Source organism: Actinophytocola sp., assembly GCF_050699935.1.
Lineage (GTDB): Bacteria > Actinomycetota > Actinomycetes > Mycobacteriales > Pseudonocardiaceae > Actinophytocola.
In genome coordinates this window covers 1-14966 of sequence record NZ_JBOHGB010000165.1, presented here as the reverse complement: position 1 = coordinate 14966, position 14966 = coordinate 1, and the positions used below count along the sequence as shown (strand labels likewise).

Annotated in this window: 16 protein-coding genes; 5 read left to right on the top strand and 11 right to left on the bottom strand. The window is 72.2% G+C overall.

The genetic code is table 11. The features are described 5' to 3' along the window. Positions 1-873, top strand: an 873-nt coding sequence (locus ACRDTB_RS32720) for a hypothetical protein (protein WP_431436073.1), incomplete at its 5' end; no start/stop codon positions are given. A 126-nt stretch (positions 874-999) separates the two neighbouring features. Here ACRDTB_RS32720 and ACRDTB_RS32715 read toward each other — a convergent pair. The 4 genes from ACRDTB_RS32715 to ACRDTB_RS32700 form a co-directional block, all read right to left on the bottom strand. Next, positions 1000-1938 (bottom strand): hypothetical protein, encoded by a 939-nt coding sequence (locus ACRDTB_RS32715; protein WP_431436072.1) that lies wholly within the window; start codon positions 1936-1938, stop codon positions 1000-1002. Positions 1939-1982: 44 nt separating this feature from the next. Continuing rightward, the gene (locus ACRDTB_RS32710; protein WP_431436071.1) at positions 1983-2672 is read right to left on the bottom strand and encodes a response regulator; all 690 of its coding nucleotides are present in this window, start codon (positions 2670-2672) and stop codon (positions 1983-1985) included. Next, the gene (locus ACRDTB_RS32705; protein WP_431436070.1) at positions 2669-3973 is read right to left on the bottom strand and encodes a sensor histidine kinase; all 1305 of its coding nucleotides are present in this window, start codon (positions 3971-3973) and stop codon (positions 2669-2671) included. The genes ACRDTB_RS32710 and ACRDTB_RS32705 overlap by 4 nt, the downstream gene beginning before the upstream one ends. Before the next feature lie 107 nt (positions 3974-4080). Then, positions 4081-5010: an oxidoreductase gene (locus ACRDTB_RS32700; protein WP_431436069.1), complete on the bottom strand. Its 930-nt coding sequence runs from the start codon at positions 5008-5010 to the stop codon at positions 4081-4083. Between the two features lie 96 nt (positions 5011-5106). Here ACRDTB_RS32700 and ACRDTB_RS32695 point away from each other — a divergent pair, with 96 nt between their 5' ends. Next, complete coding sequence (locus ACRDTB_RS32695; RefSeq protein WP_431436068.1) at positions 5107-5760, top strand: DNA-binding response regulator; 654 nt, start codon at positions 5107-5109, stop codon at positions 5758-5760. 248 nt (positions 5761-6008) lie between these two features. Here ACRDTB_RS32695 and ACRDTB_RS32690 read toward each other — a convergent pair whose 3' ends face one another. The 5 genes from ACRDTB_RS32690 to ACRDTB_RS32670 all read right to left on the bottom strand — a co-directional run bounded on the left by ACRDTB_RS32690 (position 6009) and on the right by ACRDTB_RS32670 (position 11058). Next, the gene (locus tag ACRDTB_RS32690) at positions 6009-6782 is read right to left on the bottom strand and encodes a phosphoglyceromutase (protein WP_431436067.1); all 774 of its coding nucleotides are present in this window, start codon (positions 6780-6782) and stop codon (positions 6009-6011) included. A 406-nt stretch (positions 6783-7188) separates the two neighbouring features. Then, positions 7189-7662: a YbjN domain-containing protein gene (locus ACRDTB_RS32685; RefSeq protein WP_431436076.1), complete on the bottom strand. Its 474-nt coding sequence runs from the start codon at positions 7660-7662 to the stop codon at positions 7189-7191. A 20-nt stretch (positions 7663-7682) separates the two neighbouring features. Further along, positions 7683-8933, bottom strand: a complete 1251-nt coding sequence (gene mshA, locus ACRDTB_RS32680) for a D-inositol-3-phosphate glycosyltransferase (protein WP_431436075.1) — start codon at positions 8931-8933, stop codon at positions 7683-7685. Positions 8934-9041: 108 nt separating this feature from the next. Further along, positions 9042-9872: an alpha/beta fold hydrolase gene (locus tag ACRDTB_RS32675; RefSeq protein WP_431436066.1), complete on the bottom strand. Its 831-nt coding sequence runs from the start codon at positions 9870-9872 to the stop codon at positions 9042-9044. 7 nt (positions 9873-9879) lie between these two features. Next, the gene (locus ACRDTB_RS32670) at positions 9880-11058 is read right to left on the bottom strand and encodes a L,D-transpeptidase (protein ID WP_431436065.1); all 1179 of its coding nucleotides are present in this window, start codon (positions 11056-11058) and stop codon (positions 9880-9882) included. Between the two features lie 149 nt (positions 11059-11207). Here ACRDTB_RS32670 and ACRDTB_RS32665 point away from each other — a divergent pair, with 149 nt between their 5' ends. Then, on the top strand, positions 11208-11933 hold the full coding sequence (locus ACRDTB_RS32665) for an SDR family NAD(P)-dependent oxidoreductase (protein WP_431436074.1): 726 nt from the start codon (positions 11208-11210) through the stop codon (positions 11931-11933). A 188-nt stretch (positions 11934-12121) separates the two neighbouring features. On the opposite strand, the gene ACRDTB_RS32660 is transcribed toward ACRDTB_RS32665, so the two are convergent. Continuing rightward, positions 12122-13222 carry a UDP-N-acetylmuramate dehydrogenase gene (locus ACRDTB_RS32660; protein ID WP_431436064.1) on the bottom strand — a complete coding sequence of 367 codons (1101 nt, stop codon included), beginning with the start codon at positions 13220-13222 and terminating at the stop codon, positions 12122-12124. 25 nt (positions 13223-13247) lie between these two features. Between ACRDTB_RS32660 and ACRDTB_RS32655 the strand changes: the two genes are divergently transcribed. After that, the gene (locus ACRDTB_RS32655; RefSeq protein ID WP_431436063.1) at positions 13248-13751 is read left to right on the top strand and encodes a DUF2505 domain-containing protein; all 504 of its coding nucleotides are present in this window, start codon (positions 13248-13250) and stop codon (positions 13749-13751) included. A gap of 71 nt (positions 13752-13822) precedes the next feature. Next, positions 13823-14536, top strand: coding sequence for a class I SAM-dependent methyltransferase (locus tag ACRDTB_RS32650; protein WP_431436062.1), 714 nt, complete (start codon positions 13823-13825; stop codon positions 14534-14536). A gap of 184 nt (positions 14537-14720) precedes the next feature. On the opposite strand, the gene ACRDTB_RS32645 is transcribed toward ACRDTB_RS32650, so the two are convergent. Next, a partial coding sequence (locus ACRDTB_RS32645) for an ADP-ribosylglycohydrolase family protein (RefSeq protein WP_431436061.1) occupies positions 14721-14966 on the bottom strand: 246 nt, incomplete at its 5' end.

Below are 14966 nucleotides of genomic sequence, written 5' to 3'. Positions count from 1 at the left end.
CGGTTGCACGCCGCTGCGCTGCCCCGGCGGCACGCCGTTCGGCGGCACCCGGGGCGGGGCCGGCAGGGGCTGGGACTGCTGCGGCTTCGGCAGCGCGCCGGAGTGCTGCGGCCCGGCCGGTACCGGCCGCGGCCCGGAATGCTGCCGCGGCGCGGCCGGCTTCGGCAACGGTTGCGACTGCTGCGGCAGTGGTTGCGACTGCTGCTGGCGCGGTGGCGCCCCGGGCCGCGGGCCACCACGGTCACCACCACGGTCACCGCCGCGGGGGTTTCCGACCGCGGGCAGCCGCGGCATCGATGGCGGGCCGACCTGCGGTGGCATGGACTGCGTCGGCGGACCGGCCGGCGGTGGCATCGACTGGGTGTGCGGACCGACCGGCAGGCCGGACTGCGGACCCGACGGCGGACCGCTCGGCCGGGGGTACTGACCGGACCGGTTGCCGGGCGGTTGCTGGCGCTGCTGGGCCGGCTGCGGACGCTGCGGCAGCGGCTGGGAGTGCTGCTGGCGCGGTGGCTGACCTGGCGGCCGGCCCTGTGGTCGCGGCTGGGGTTGGGGCGGCGGTTGGGGCAGGGGTTGCGAGTGCTGCGAGCGGCGGCGCGGCCCGGGTGGCGGCTCGGCGGGCCGGTTGAAGCCGGTGTCGGCGCGGCGGTGCGAGGTTCGGGAGGGCGGCGGGGTGTCGTCGCGGATGATCGGCAGCTCGCCGCTCTCGGCGTTGACGCGGTCGATGATCGCCTGGGCGCCCGTGTCACTCGGGTCGTCGGCGCGACGCCGACGACGGCGCGGTGCCGCTTCTCCGGTCTCCGCGCCGTACTTGGCGAGCAACTCAGCGACTGTGCGCTGAGTTGGCTCAGGTCCGCCTTCGTGACTCATTGACTCCACCGTGCCCGGCCTCGGCCGGATCGTCCAGCGCCGGTGCGCTCAGTACGCGGCCCGCGGGCGCGAGCCACAGAGTTGACTGCCAACATTATGGAGGCTCCCCCGGTGGGCTTTCGCCAAGCATCAGGAATCCTCACCGTTCGTCTGGTCGAGGCGTCGCAGGATGACACCTTCCCGCAGCGCCCACGGGCAGATCTCGAGTTCCGCTCGGCCCAGCGCCCGCATCGTGGCCTGGGCGACGAGCGCGCCGGCGAGCAGCTGATGCGCCCGGCTCGAGCTGACGCCCTCCAGCTCGGCGAGGTCGGCCGCCGGCATCCGCGAGATGAACGCGATGAGCTGGCGCAACCCCGGCTCGGTCAGCACCCGGCGCACCCGCGGACCGGCCGACGAGGGCGCGGCGCCGGTCAGCCGGGCCAGCGAGCGGAACGTCTTCGAGGTCGCCACGACGCGGTCCGGTTCGCCCTGTTTGGCAACCTTCTTCGCGACGGGTGCCAGCTCACCGGCGAGCCACTCGGCGGTCGCCGTGACCTCCTCGCGGCGGGGCGGATCACTCGTGAACCGCTCGCGGGTCAGCCGGCCCGCGCCCAGCGGCACCGACCGCGCGAAGTCGGGCGCCTCGTCCACGCCCATCGCGAGCTCGAGCGAGCCACCGCCGATGTCGAGCACGAGGAGCTTGCCGGCCGACCAGCCGTACCAGCGGCGGGCGGCGAGGAAGGTCAGCCGGGCCTCGTCGGTGCCGGTCAGCACCCGCAGCTCGACCCCGGTCTCCTCATGGACCCGGTCGAGCACCTCGGCGACGTTGTCGGCGTCGCGCACCGCGGAGGTCGCGAACGCCATCAGGTCCTCGCAGCCGAGCTTCGCGGCCGCCCCCTTCGCCTCCGCGACGGTGTGCACGAGGTGGTCGGCTCCCTCGACGGAGAGCTTGCCGTCCGCGGTGATCCGCTCGGCGAGGCGCAGCACGGTCTTCTCCGAGCTGGCGGGCATCGGGTGCGCGCCCCGATGCGCATCCACGACGAGCAGGTGGACGGTGTTGGAACCGACGTCTAGAACCCCTAGGCGCACGAGGCGCTAGATTACTAGTTGGTCGCGAAACGGGAAGAACTTCCTCACGATTCGAACTTGTACCCCAACCCGCGCACGGTAACCAGATGCCGGGGCGACGCCGGGTCGGGTTCGATCTTCGAGCGCAGCCGCTTGACGTGCACGTCGAGGGTCTTGGTGTCGCCGACGTAGTCCGCGCCCCACACGCGGTCGATCAGCTGGCCTCGGGTGAGCACCCGGCCGACGTTGCGCAGCAGGTACTCGAGCAGGTCGAACTCCTTGAGCGGTAGCGGGATCTCGCCGCCGCCGACGGTCACCACGTGCCGCTCCACGTCCATCCGCACCGGGCCGGCGGCCAGGACCTGCGGATCGCCGCGGCCGTTCTCACCGGTCTCGCCGCCGCGGCGCAGCACCGCGCGCACCCGTGCGATGAGCTCGCGGGCCGAGTACGGCTTGGTCACGTAGTCGTCGGCGCCGATCTCCAGCCCGACGACCTTGTCGATCTCGCTCTCCCGGGCGGTCACCATGATCACCGGGACGGTCGAGCGCTGGCGCAGCGCCTTGCACACGTCGGTGCCGCTCATCCCGGGCAGCATGAGGTCGAGCAGCACGATGTCGGCGCCGTTGCGGTCGAACTCCTCGAGCGCCTGCTGGCCGGTGCTCGCGACCGCGGCGGTGAACCCCTCCTTGCGCAGCAGGAACGCGAGCGGGTCGGCGAAGGACTCCTCGTCCTCGACGATCAGCACCCTGGTCACAATGCCGCCTCCCCGGAACTTTTACGTTGGGTCACGCTGGCATGTGTTGCCGGCGGCTTGGTCTGTTTCTTGTGGCTGGGTTGCGTCACGGTCCCCTGAGGTGCGGTTGGGGAGTGGGCGGGCTTCCTGCCCGATGTCGAAGAATGGTGCGTCACTTGCCGTTCTCCATGGTCGGAGCCGTCGGTTGAACCGCTCACGCTGTGCGCGGGGATGCGCAGCGTGAACGTGGAGCCCGTACCCGGCCGACTCCACAGCCTGACCTCGCCGCCGTGGTTGGCGGCGACGTGCTTGACGATCGCCAGCCCGAGCCCGGTGCCGCCGGTGGCCCGCGAGCGCGCCCGGTCCAGTCGGTAGAACCGCTCGAAGACGCGCTGCTGCTCCTCCTCGGGGATCCCGATGCCGCGGTCGGTCACCGCGATCTCCACGAACCTGCCGACCCGCCGGCGGCTGATCGACACGGGGTTGCCGGGCGGGGAGTAGGCGACCGCGTTCTCCAGCAGGTTCGCGAGCGCGGTGGCGAGCAGCGTGCGGTCGCCGTCGACGAGCAGGCGGCTGTCCGGGTCGGTGGCGATCGCGATGCCGGTGGACTCCTGCGCGAGCTGCGCGCGGCCGAGCGCGTCACGGACCACGCCGTCGACCTCGACCACGTTCAGCTCGGGCAAGCCCTCGGCGCCCTGCAGCCGGGACAGCGCGATGAGCTCGGTGACGAGCGTGCCGAGGCGGGTGGCCTCGTGGAGGATCTTGCCGGTGAACCGGCGGACCGACGAGGGATCGTCGGCGGAGTCGAGGACGGCCTCGGCGAGCAGCGCCATCGCACCGACCGGGGTCTTCAGCTCGTGGCTCACGTTGGCCACGAAGTCCCGCCGGGTCGCCTCGAGCCGGACCGCCTCGGACTCGTCGGCCGCGTCGACGACCATGAAGCCGTCGCCGAGCGGGCGGACCTCGCCGCGCACCGCCTCCGGCCCGCGGCCGAACTGGACGCCCCGCTCAGCCGGGGAGAGGTCGATCTCGACCGGCTCCCCGGTCTCCCCGACCTGCTCGGCCGCCTCCTTCGTCCGGGTGCTCACCCGGCGGTTGCGCACGACGCCGAGCTCGACCGCGCGCGGGTTGTGCAGCACCACGTCGCCGAACTCGTTGAGGATCACGATCGCGTTGTGCGAGGACCGCATGAGCCGCTGGAGGAGGATCGAGATGCTCGGTCCGGCCGGGGCCGGTGCGCTGGGCCGGCGGGCCCGGCCCACCGCGAAGCCCGCGCCGAGACCGACGAGCAACGCCGGGACGATCCAGACCAAGTCGGTCACGGTCGAATCGTAAGCAGGTCAGGTGCGGGATGGGCCAGTCCGACGCGGGCCGGAGTGACGGTCCCGACATCGATCGGGGAGTTGTTCGTTCCGCCGTCAACCCGCGTTCACGCGATCGTGTCCAACCGGGCCAGGTCGTCGGCGGTCAGCCGCAGCGCGCCGGCGGCGACGTTCTCCGCGAGGTGGTCGAGGTTGCCGGTGCCGGGGATGGCGAGCACGTTCGGACCTTTGTGGAGGGTCCAGGCCAGCCGGACCTGCGCCGGGCGCACCCCGTGCTCCCTCGCGACCCGCTCGGTGGCGGATGAGGCGGCCCGGTCGCGGTCGTCCTGCTCGCGGGTGGTCGGGCCACCGCCGACGCTCCCGACGCTCCCGCTCGCGATGGCGAAGAACGGCACGAAGGCGACACCGCGCTCGGCGCAGAGCGCGATCAGCGCGTCGTCCTCCCGGGCGGTGGTCAGCGAGTACTTGTTCTGCACGCACACGACGGGCGCGATCGCCAGCGCCTCCTCGAGGTGCTCGGCGCCGACGTTGGAGATGCCGAGGTGGCGGATGAGGCCGGCCTCGCGGAGCTCGGCGAGCGCGCCGAAGCGGTCGGCCAGCGAGCCCTCCCCGCGGTCGAGGGCGGCGCCGAGGCGCAGGTTCACGACGTCGAGGTGGTCGCGGCCGAGCTGGCGCAGGTTCTCCTCGACCTGGCCGCGCAGCCGCTCGGGCCGGGCGGGCGGCAGCCAGTCGCCGGAGGCGTCGCGGCCGGGGCCGACCTTGGTGGTGATCACGAGGTCGTCCGGGTAGGGCGCGAGCGCGGTGTTGATCAGCTCGTTGGCCGAGCGCAGCGCGGAGAAGTAGAACGCGGCGGTGTCGATGTGGTTGACGCCGAGCTCGACGGCGCGGCGCAGCACGGCGATCGCCGTGTCGCGGTCGCTGGGTTCGCCGTTCGCCTTCGCCATGATCCGCATGGCGCCGTAGCCGAGCCGGTTGACGGTGTGGTCGCCGAGTCGCCAGGTCCCCGAGGCGGCGGCGGTGAGCGTGTCTGTGGTCATGGCTCCAGCCTTCCCGCGGGTTCGGCGGCGCGCTCGGGTTGGCAACTTGTTGCCGGTACGCGAGGTCGGGCTTGCGGGCGCGGGCAGACTTGGGGCATGGAGACGGCCCAGGTCGCGATCGTGCGCGGCGAGGACGAGCTGTTCGCGCGCACCGCCCACCTGTTCGCGGCGGCCACCGAGGTCGCGTGCGCGGCGAACGACCTGAACACGTGGGCGGCGACCCGGCCCCAGCCGCACAGCGCGGCGGAGGTGGCCCGGCATCACCGGGCGGGCGTGCGGGTGCGCAAGGTCTACCGGCCCGGGGTGCTGCTGAACCCGTCGATGGCCCAGTACCTGGAGTCGCTGCGCAAGGCGGGCGCGGACATCCGGATCACCCAGGACGAGGTCAACGAGACGATCATCCTGGACCGCCGCGTCGCGATCCTCGCCGGCGACCTGTCGGCCGGGCAGCGGTCGTACAGCGTGATCTCGCAGCCGGAAGTGGTGCAGGGCGTGGCGTCGCTGTTCGAGGCCGCGTGGCGGAACTCCACGGCACTGGCGGTGTACGACGCCGAGCACACGGAGCTGCGCACGCTGGCGCCGCGGGTGCTGGAGCTGCTGGCCGCGGGCGGCAAGGACGAGACGGCGGCCCGCAAGCTCGGCCTGGGCGTGCGCACCTACCGTCGCCGGGTCGCCGAACTGATGGCCGCCCTCGGCGCGGACACCCGCTTCCAAGCCGGCGTCCGCGCCCGAGAACTCGGCCTGGTCTGACCCAGCGCGCCCCCTGCCACACGCCCCGAGCCAACCCTCGGCCACCCGGCTCGCCCCCACCGAACAGTCCCGCCGAACGCGCAACAACCCCCGCGCACACGCGCGCGTGTCACCAGACCGACGAAAGCCCCACCCGATCCCGGGGGGCCACCCACGGCCAGTCTATCGGTGCACCCCGACACGACGGGCGATGTCGATCTTGGCTGTGGACAGCCTGTCGACCTGTGGACAGGTCGCCGACGGCGTCGTCAGCGGCCCTGGTTGGCGACCGCGGCCGCGGCCGTCTCGGCGGCCAGGGGGTCCAGGTAGGTGCCGCCCGGGTTCAGTGGTTGCAGGTCCTCGGACAGGTCGTAGCGCAGCGGGATCCCGGTCGGGATGTTCAGGTTGGCGATGGCGTCGTCGGAGACGCGGTCCAGGTACTTCACCAGGGCGCGCAGCGAGTTCCCGTGCGCGGCGACGAGCACGGTCCGGCCCGCGCGCAGGTCCGGCACGATCGCCGACTCCCAGTACGGCAGGAACCGCGCCACGACGTCCTTCAGGCACTCGGTCAGCACATCCTGCGCGCCCACCGCCACGTACCGCGGGTCCCGGTCCTGACTGAACTCGCCGCCCGGCTCGATCGGCGGTGGCGGCGTCGCGTACGACCGGCGCCAGAGCATGAACTGCTCCTCGCCGAACTCCTCCATCGTCTGCTTCTTGTTCTTGCCCTGCAGCGCTCCGTAGTGCCGCTCGTTGAGCCGCCAGTCCCGGCGCACGTCGATCCAGTGCCGGTCCGCCACGTCCAGCGTGATGTTCGCCGTCGTGATCGCCCGGCGCAGCAGCGAGGTGTGCACGACGTCGGGCAGCAGGTCGTGCTCGACGAGGAGCTCACCGCCGCGGTGGGCCTCGGCCTCGCCCTTCTCCGACAGGCCGACGTCGACCCAGCCGGTGAACAGGTTCTCCGCGTTCCACACGCTTTCGCCGTGGCGGAGCAGAATCAGGGTCCCGACGACGGAGCCGTTCGGGTGCATGGAGCCAGCCATGACCCGAAGCGTGCCAGATCGTGCGTCTCCGCACCTCACCACCCGTTCGGTGCACGCCAGAGGCGCGAAGGCACAGGTAGTTGACTACGCAGCTTGCTTCGTGACCAAATCGTTACCTACGGAATGCGATTAACCCAATGCGTCGTGACCAGTGGCCTTGTGTAACCGGCCGACTTCTGACAGGTTGACAGCGCCTGACCGGATCAGCTCCCACGCACTCCCTGATCCGGGAGGGCAGCAGTGCGGCTCGTCTCCCCTGCCGAGCCGCGCCCCGCCCGGAATCCCAGGGTGCCCCCCGCCTCAGGGCTCCGACGCGGCGGGAACCCACGCGGGGCGGCTCGAGATCGCGACTCCCCCCTCGCTCGAGCCGCCCCGCGAGCCCGTCTCGGCTCCGTCTCGGCCCGTGTCAGTCCCGCGGCTCGCCAGGCGTCAGCAGGTGCTCGAACGCCTTGAGGTTCGCGAGCGACTCGCCGCGCGAGACCCGCCACTCGTACTCACGCCGGATCGACGACGCGAAGCCGATCTCCAGCAGCGCGTTGAAGTCGCCGTCGGCGGCCTCCACGACCTGGCCCAGCACACGGTCCAGCTCGTCCGCGCTCACCGCGTCCAGGCTGACCCTGCCGACCAGGTAGATGTCGCCGACGTGGTCGATCGTGTAGTGCACGCCGTACAGCTTCGCGTTGCGCTGCAACAGAAAGCGGTACACCGCCTCGTGCGCCTCGTCGGGGCGGCGGCAGACGAACGCCTCCACGACCATCGCGTGCTCGCCGACCTGCAGCCAGCAGTTCGTCCGCAGCTTCTTGGTCCCCGGCAGCGTCACGAAGAACCGGCCCGCCGCGGGATGCTCGTAGGCCAGCTCTCGCTCGTCGAGCGCTGCCATGATCACCGCGTCGAGATCCGTCACACCGCCACCCCCGTGTCGACGACCGCCCGGCGGAACGCGCCCACCGCCTCGACATAGCCTGCCACCAGTTCGTCGGTCGTGCGGTCCCAGGAGAACTCGTTCGCGTGCGCCACCGCACCGGCCGCGAACCGCTCGCGGGCCTCGGGATACAGCACGACCCGCGACAACGCCGCGGCCCACGCGGCCGGCTCGTGCCCACGCACCAGCAACCCGGACGACCGGTCCGCCACGGCCACCGGCAGCCCGCCGACCGCGGCGGCGACGACCGGCGTGCCGCACGCCTGAGCCTCGAGCGCGACGAGCCCGAACGACTCGTTGTGACTGGGCACCGCCACGACGTCGGCCGCGCGGTACACGTCCACCAGGTCCGCACCGCGCCGCGCCGGCAGGAACCGCACCACGTCGGCGATGCCCAGCGCGGCGGCCAGCTTCTGCAGCGACGTGGGCGCGTCCAGGCCCGACCCGGACGGCCCGCCGACCACCACGACCGCCATCCGCTCGCGCGGCACGGCGCCGCGGGCGAGCAGCTCGGCCGCCGCCCGTAACAGCACGTCCGGCGCCTTGAGCGGCTGGATCCGCCCGACGAACGCGAGCACCACGGCATCCGGCCGGATGCCCAGCGCGGCGCGGGCCGCGGCACGGTCACCGGGGCGGAACAGGTCCAGGTCGACGCCCGGCGCCACGGTGTTGACCTTCTCGGGCGCGGCGTCGTAGAGGTCGACGAGCTGGCCGGCCTCGACCGCGGTGTTCGCGATCAGCTGGTCGGCCTTGTCGACGACCTCCTGCTCGCCGATCACCCGGGTCCGCGGCTCCGCGGTGTCGCCGTCGGCCAGCGCGAGGTTCTTGACCTTGGCCAGCGTGTGCGCGGAGTACACCAGCGGCACGCCCCACCGGTCCCGGGCGAGCCAGCCGACCTGCCCGGACAGCCAGTAGTGCGAGTGCACGAGGTCGTAGTAGCCCGGCTCGTGGCGTGCTTCGGCACGCAGCACGCCGGCGGTGAAGGCGCACAGCTGGGCGGGCAGCTCGTCCTTGCCGAGCCCCTCGAACGGGCCGGCGTGCACGTGCCGGACCAGCACGCCCGGCGCGAGCTCCGCGACCGGCGGCAGGTCGGACGAGGTGGCCCGGGTGAACACCTCGACGGCGATGCCGCGCCGGGCCATCCGCGTCGCGGTCTGGGTGATGTAGACGTTCATGCCGCCCGCGTCGCCGGTGCCCGGCTGCTCGAGCGGTGAGGTGTGGACGGACAGGACGGCGACTCTGCGGGGCGGCCGGTGGAGCCGAACGACCGAACCAAGACCGACACCGTCGGCGACACTGCTACCGGCATTGCTGGCTTCCCGCACATCCACTCCCGACTAGTGGCTGGTGGTCGACCCCGCGAACTCGCCCAAGACAGCGTTGAACTCCGCGGCTCGTTCCACGAACGGCATATGGCCCACGTCTGGAAACCAACGCAGGCGGGCGCCGGGAATCTTCCCACCCGCGTACTCGGCCGCCCGCGGGCTGATCACCTCGTCGCGCTCGCCGTGCACGATCAGCGCCGGCACGGACGCCCGGACCAGCACGTCCGCACTGCCGAGCGTTCGCCGGAACAGCGCCGCGCGCACGGCCGGCGGCACCCGCAGCATGTCGGAGAGCAGCCGCTGGACGGCGGCGCCGGGCAGCGGCGACGCGGTCATGCGACCGGCGAGCGCGGTGAGTGCCGGCACCGCGACCGCCGGGTCGTCGGACAGCGCCGGCCGCATCAGGCCGTCCCAGGCCGGGCCCACCGCACCGCCGGGGTTGCCGGGCCCGATCTCGGTGATCGCACCGACGAGCACGATGCCGGCGACGCCGTCCGTGCCGCGTTCCCGCAGGTAGTCGGTGATCACGAGGCCGCCGTAGGACCAGCCGACCAGCACCGCCGGCCCGGTCCGCTCGAGCACCGCCGCGACGTCGCCAGCCCACACGGCCGGGTCGGCGTACCCGCCCTCGGCCGGGTCCGGCGCGTCGGACCCGCCGTGCCCGCGCAGGTCGACGGCCACCAGCCGATGGTGTGCGGTGAGCGTGGGGTCGGCGAGCTGGCCCGCCCAGGCCGCGCTGTTCGCGGACCAGCCGTGCAGCAGCACGATCGGGGGCTTGTCCGCGTCGCCCACCTCGCGGACGGCCAGCCGCACGCCGCCCGCGCCCGTGATGCCCGCGATCACTCCGTGATCACAAGGCCGACATCGTCTGCCACTGGCTCCACGGGATCAGCCAGTCGAACACGTCCGACGTGGTCGGGAACTTGGCCTTCGAGCCGGTGATCTCGACCGGGTCGCCGATCAGCGCGCTGTCGTAGTACTTCTTCGCGTCCTTCTCGAACAGGTTGACGCAGCCGTGCGAGCTGTTGACCTTGCCGATGTTGGCGCGGTTCTCCTCGTTCTCGTGGATGAACTCACCGTGGTTGGAGATGCGGACGGCCCACTTCTTCTTGACGTTCGTGTATCCGTAGCGCGGGTTGGAGAAGTCGCCGACGGGCTCCTTCGACATCACGACCACGGTGCCGTTGGGCGTGTTCAGGTTCGGGTCGGCGTCCTTGCCGTTGCTGGCCGGGTAGCTCGCGGTGAGCTTGCCGTCCCGGTAGACGTTCATCTTGTGGTCTGGCGTGTTGATCTTCACGACCTGGTTGCGGCCGATGGTGAACGACGTGGACAGGTCGGCCTTGCCGTACGCGCCGCCGCCGTAGGGCAGGCCGTAGAGCTTGGCGTTCACGGTGACCTTCGTGTTGGCGGGCCAGTACTCCTTGGGCCGCCAGTCGACCTGCTGGTCGCCCAGCCAGCCCCAGGAGCCCTCGACCGGGACGGAGGTCTCGACCTTGAGGGCCTTCTCCACGGCGGCCTTGTCGGTCACCGGGCCCTCGGGGAACTTGACGCTGACCGGCATGCCGACGCCGACCGTGGCGTCGTCGCCCGGGTTGATCGTGGCGCGCGGGGTCGCGGCGGGGGCGAGCGTGGTGAAGCTGCCCTCCTGCGTCGACTCGTTGCCCGCCTCGTTCTCGGCCTTGGCGGAGTACTTGTATGTCTTGCCGTAGCCGAGGACCTCGCCGCTGGTCCAGCTCAGCTTGTCCGGCGCGAGCTCGCCGATGACCTCCTTGCCGGCGGGGGTGATCACCTTGGCCTCGGTCAGCTCGCCACCGTCGACGATGATCTTGATCGGCTCCAGCACGGACACGTCCTCGGCGCCGTCCGCGGGAGCGAAGGTGATCTTGGCAGCCGGCGTCTCAGCCTTCTTCTTCTTGTCGGGCAGATCCACGCCGAAGCCGGCGCTGTCGGAGTCGTCGGAGCAGGCGGCGAGCAACGAGAGGCTCGCCAGCAGGGCGACGACCGTACCGAACAACCGCTTGGATCTCACCGTCTCAACCTCCGCGTGAGTCTGGCCCTCGTAAGTGAGGACGCCTGGCAGCTGGGCGAGGTGCGTGGAGTCGAGTGTGACAGTGGTCACGCCCAGCGTCGTACCCACCCGGGATACCTCGCACTGGAGGATCAACAAACGTGAACGCTATCGGCACCGCGATCGTTACCGGAGCAAGCTCGGGAATCGGCGAGGCCGCGGCCCGAGGGCTTGCGGCCCAAGGATTCCACGTGGTAGTCGGCGCTCGCCGCGTCGACCGTCTCGAGGCCGTCGCCGCGAAGATCGGCGGCACGGCACTGCCGCTCGACGTGACCTCGCCCGCGTCGGTGTCGGAGTTCGTCGCCGCGGTGCCGTCCTGCCGCGTACTGGTCAACAACGCGGGTGGCGCGCGCGGCCTGGCGCCGGTGGCGGACGCGGACGAGGACCACTGGCGCTGGATGTGGGAGACGAACGTCCTGGGCACGCTGCGGCTGACGAAGGCCCTGCTGCCGGCACTGACCGCCTCGGGCGACGGCCACGTGGTGACGGTGACGTCGATCGCGGCGTACGAGGTCTACGACAACGGCGCGGGCTACACCAGCGCGAAGCATGCCCAGTCCGCGCTGCACCGGACCCTGCGCGGCGAGCACCTCGGCCAGCCCGTCCGGTTCACCGAGATCCTGCCGGGCATGGTGGAGACGGAGTTCTCGCTGGTCCGCCTCGGGGGCGACCGGTCTCGCGCGGACGCGGTGTACGCCGGCGTCACCCCGCTGACCGCGCAGGACGTGGCCGACACGATCACCTTCGCGGTGACCCGCCCGCCACACGTCAACATCGACCAGATCGTCCTCAAACCCCGCGCCCAGGCCTCCGCGACCCGCACGCACCGCGAGTAGTCCACAACCGGCCCAGCTGTCCACAGCAAGACCGCGACCACGCCTTTTGTCAGCACCTCCCGGTAGGCTGGCATGTGAGGGTGGCCCCCGGGACAGGGTGGGGCTTTCGTTTCTTGCGTTCTGCACGCGCGTGCGCGCGTGGGGGCTTTTGCTTGGGGTGGACGGTTTTGGGGCCGGCTGGCGCTTGGTCAGAGGGTGCAGCCGACCAGGACCGGTTCCGGGTGCAGGTCCACACCAAACGCGACGCGGACGCCGTCGCGAACCTCACTGGCCAGGGACAGCAGGTCCTCGGTCGTCGCCGTGCCGCGGTTCGTCAGCGCCAGGGTGTGTTTGCCGGACAACGCCACGCGGCCGTCCGCGGCCGGGTAGCCCCGCGCGAAGCCCGCACGCTCGATCAGCCACGCGGCCGACAGCTTCGACGCGCCGACGCCCGCCGGGTACTGCGGCACCGGCACGTCCGCGCCCAGGCGCGCCGCGATCCGGGACAGCACACCGCCGAGATCACGCTTGAGCACGATCGGGTTCGTGAAGAACGAGCCCACGCTCCAGGTGTCGTTGTCGGCCGGGTCGAGCACCATTCCCTTGCCACGCCGCAACTCCAGCACCGCCTGGCGGGCCCGCTCGACCGGGACCCGCCGGCCCTGGCGCACGCCGAGCACCCGCGCCAGCTCCGTGTACCGGATCGGCGCGGACATCCCGCCGTCGGCGAGCTCGAAGCGGACGCGCAGCACGACGGCACGCTCGGTGCCCTTCAGCACGCTCGTCCGGTAGCCGAGCCCGAGCTCCTCGGCGCCGAGCGTGCGGATCTCGCCGGCCGCGCGGTCCAGCAGGTCCACCGAGATCAGCAGCTGGGCGATCTCGATCCCGTACGCGCCGACGTTCTGTACCGGCGTCGCGCCGACCGAGCCCGGGATGCCCGACAGGCACTCGAGCCCGCCGAGCCCGGCCTCGACGGTCCGGCACACGACGGCGTCCCAGTCCTCGCCGGCCTCGACGGTCAGCGCGACCCGTCCGTCGCCCAGTGAGTCGATCTTGCTGCCACGGTTGGCGACGTGCACGACCGTGCCGTCGAACCCCTCGTCGGCGACGACCAGGTTGGACCCGCCGCCCAGCACGAGAACCGGCTCACCCCGGCCGTCGGCCGCTCTGACCGCAGCGGCGACGTCCTCGGCGGATCGGGCCGCCACGAACCGGGCCGCGGGGCCGCCGAGCCGCAGGGTGGTGTACCCGGACAGGGGGACCGCGGAACGGGCCACGATCCCGTCCGCGCCGAGGGGGAGGCTGGTCATGGGCCCCAACGGTAACCTCCGTCGCATGGCAACCAGCCTGGAGCACCGGTCGACGTTCACCGCGGCGGCCGACGTGGTCTTCAAGACCCTCGTTGACGAGGCATTCCTCACCGAACGCCTGCGGGAGATCGGCGGCAAGAACGCGGCGCTGCTCGAGCACGCTCGCGACGGCGACCGGGTGCGGTTCCGGATGCGCCAGGGCATGGACGCGGCCAGGCTGCCCAGCGCCGCACGGTCGGCACTGGGCGGCGGCGACCTGGTGGTGGAGCGCGAGGAGCGCTGGCGACCCGAGGGCGACCGCTACGCGGGCACGAGCCGGGTGACGATCTCCGGCGTGCCGGGCGAGCTCCAGGGCCGCATCCGGATCGCCGGCACCACGTCGGGCGCCACGCTGGTGATCAGTGCTCAGGTGAAGGTGAGCATCCCGTTGATCGGCGGCAAGCTGGAGCGGGTCGTCGCCGACCAGGTCGGAAAGCTCCTGGCCACGGAGGTCGAGTACGCCGAGAAGTGGCTCGCCGCGCGCGCCTGACCGTTCCCCTTGGCACGCCGACCAGGGGGACGACGAATCCGAACCGGCTGCGCCGGGTTGACCGTTGGCTGATGGGCTCCGCCCTCGTTCGCTCCGCGCTGGGCGCCGACTCGCCGCTGGTCGTCGACGTCGGGTACGGCTCGTCGCCGGTGACCACCGTGGAGCTCGCCACCCGGCTGCGGTCGGTCCGGTCGGGTGTGCGGGTGCTCGGGCTGGAGCTCGACCCCGAGCGCGTCGACGCCGCCGCGGCGGCCGCCGACCCGCCGCACCTCGCGTTCCGCCGTGGCGGCTTCGAGCTGGCCGGCACGCGGCCGGTGCTGGTGCGGGCGTTCAACGTGCTCCGCCAGTACGCCGAGGACGAGGTCAGCGCCGCGTGGACGACGATGCTCGACCGGCTCGCGCCCGGCGGCCTGCTGGTGGAGGGGACGTGCGACGAGCTCGGCCGGCGGTGCTGCTGGGTGACGCTGTCGGCGGCCGGGCCTCGGCTGTTCACGCTGGCGTGCCGCCCGGCGGACCTCACGCGGCCGTCGGACCTGGCGGAACGGCTGCCGAAGTCCCTGATCCACCGCAACGTGCCCGGGGAGCCGGTGCACGCGCTGTTCGCCGCGCTGGACCGCTGCTGGGCGAGCGCCGCCCCGTACTCGACGTTCGGCCCGAGAGCCCGCTGGGCGGAGACGGCGCGCCTGCTGGCCGACGACGGCTGGCCGGTCCGCGACACCCGAAAACGCTGGCGCCTGGGCGAACTGACCCTCGACTGGTCCGCCATAACCCCCGCGCCACCATAACCCCCGCGCGCACGCGCGTGCAGAACGCCAGAAACGAAAGCCCCACCCTATCCCGGGGGCCACCCTCACGTGCCAGTCTACCGGCGAGGCCTGACGGAAACGGCTGGGTGGTGTCCGCTGTGGACAACGTCGTCACTTGTGGACAAGTCACGTATGGTGTCTGTCTACAATGGAGTGGACGAGGTCATTCCGGAGGAAGTACCCACGCCGGCAAGGGTTCGCAGGACGTGCGCCACTCCCGTGGCACGCCCGACGCGCCGACCCGGCCGGCCACGATCCCGCCCACGATCGCGCAGACGGTGTCCACGTCGTCGGCCACCGGCGCGGCCGTCCACACCGCACCGGGGTAGTCGTCCAGGTGCCGGGCCGCGACCCACAACGCGAGCGGCACCGTGTCCGGCGCGCTCAGCCGACGGCCGGTGCCCAGCGC

Excerpts from the sequence above, each read along its gene's own strand:
- ACRDTB_RS32655 (WP_431436063.1), top strand. The coding sequence starts at position 13,248 with ATGGCAACCAGCCTGGAGCACCGGTCGACGTTCACCGCGGCGGCCGAC.
- ACRDTB_RS32700 (WP_431436069.1), bottom strand. The coding sequence starts at position 5,010 with ATGACCACAGACACGCTCACCGCCGCCGCCTCGGGGACCTGGCGACTC.
- ACRDTB_RS32685 (WP_431436076.1), bottom strand. The coding sequence starts at position 7,662 with ATGGCAGCGCTCGACGAGCGAGAGCTGGCCTACGAGCATCCCGCGGCG.
- ACRDTB_RS32695 (WP_431436068.1), top strand. The coding sequence starts at position 5,107 with ATGGAGACGGCCCAGGTCGCGATCGTGCGCGGCGAGGACGAGCTGTTC.
- ACRDTB_RS32660 (WP_431436064.1), bottom strand. The coding sequence starts at position 13,222 with ATGACCAGCCTCCCCCTCGGCGCGGACGGGATCGTGGCCCGTTCCGCG.
- ACRDTB_RS32650 (WP_431436062.1), top strand. The coding sequence starts at position 13,823 with ATGGGCTCCGCCCTCGTTCGCTCCGCGCTGGGCGCCGACTCGCCGCTG.
- ACRDTB_RS32690 (WP_431436067.1), bottom strand. The coding sequence starts at position 6,782 with ATGGCTGGCTCCATGCACCCGAACGGCTCCGTCGTCGGGACCCTGATT.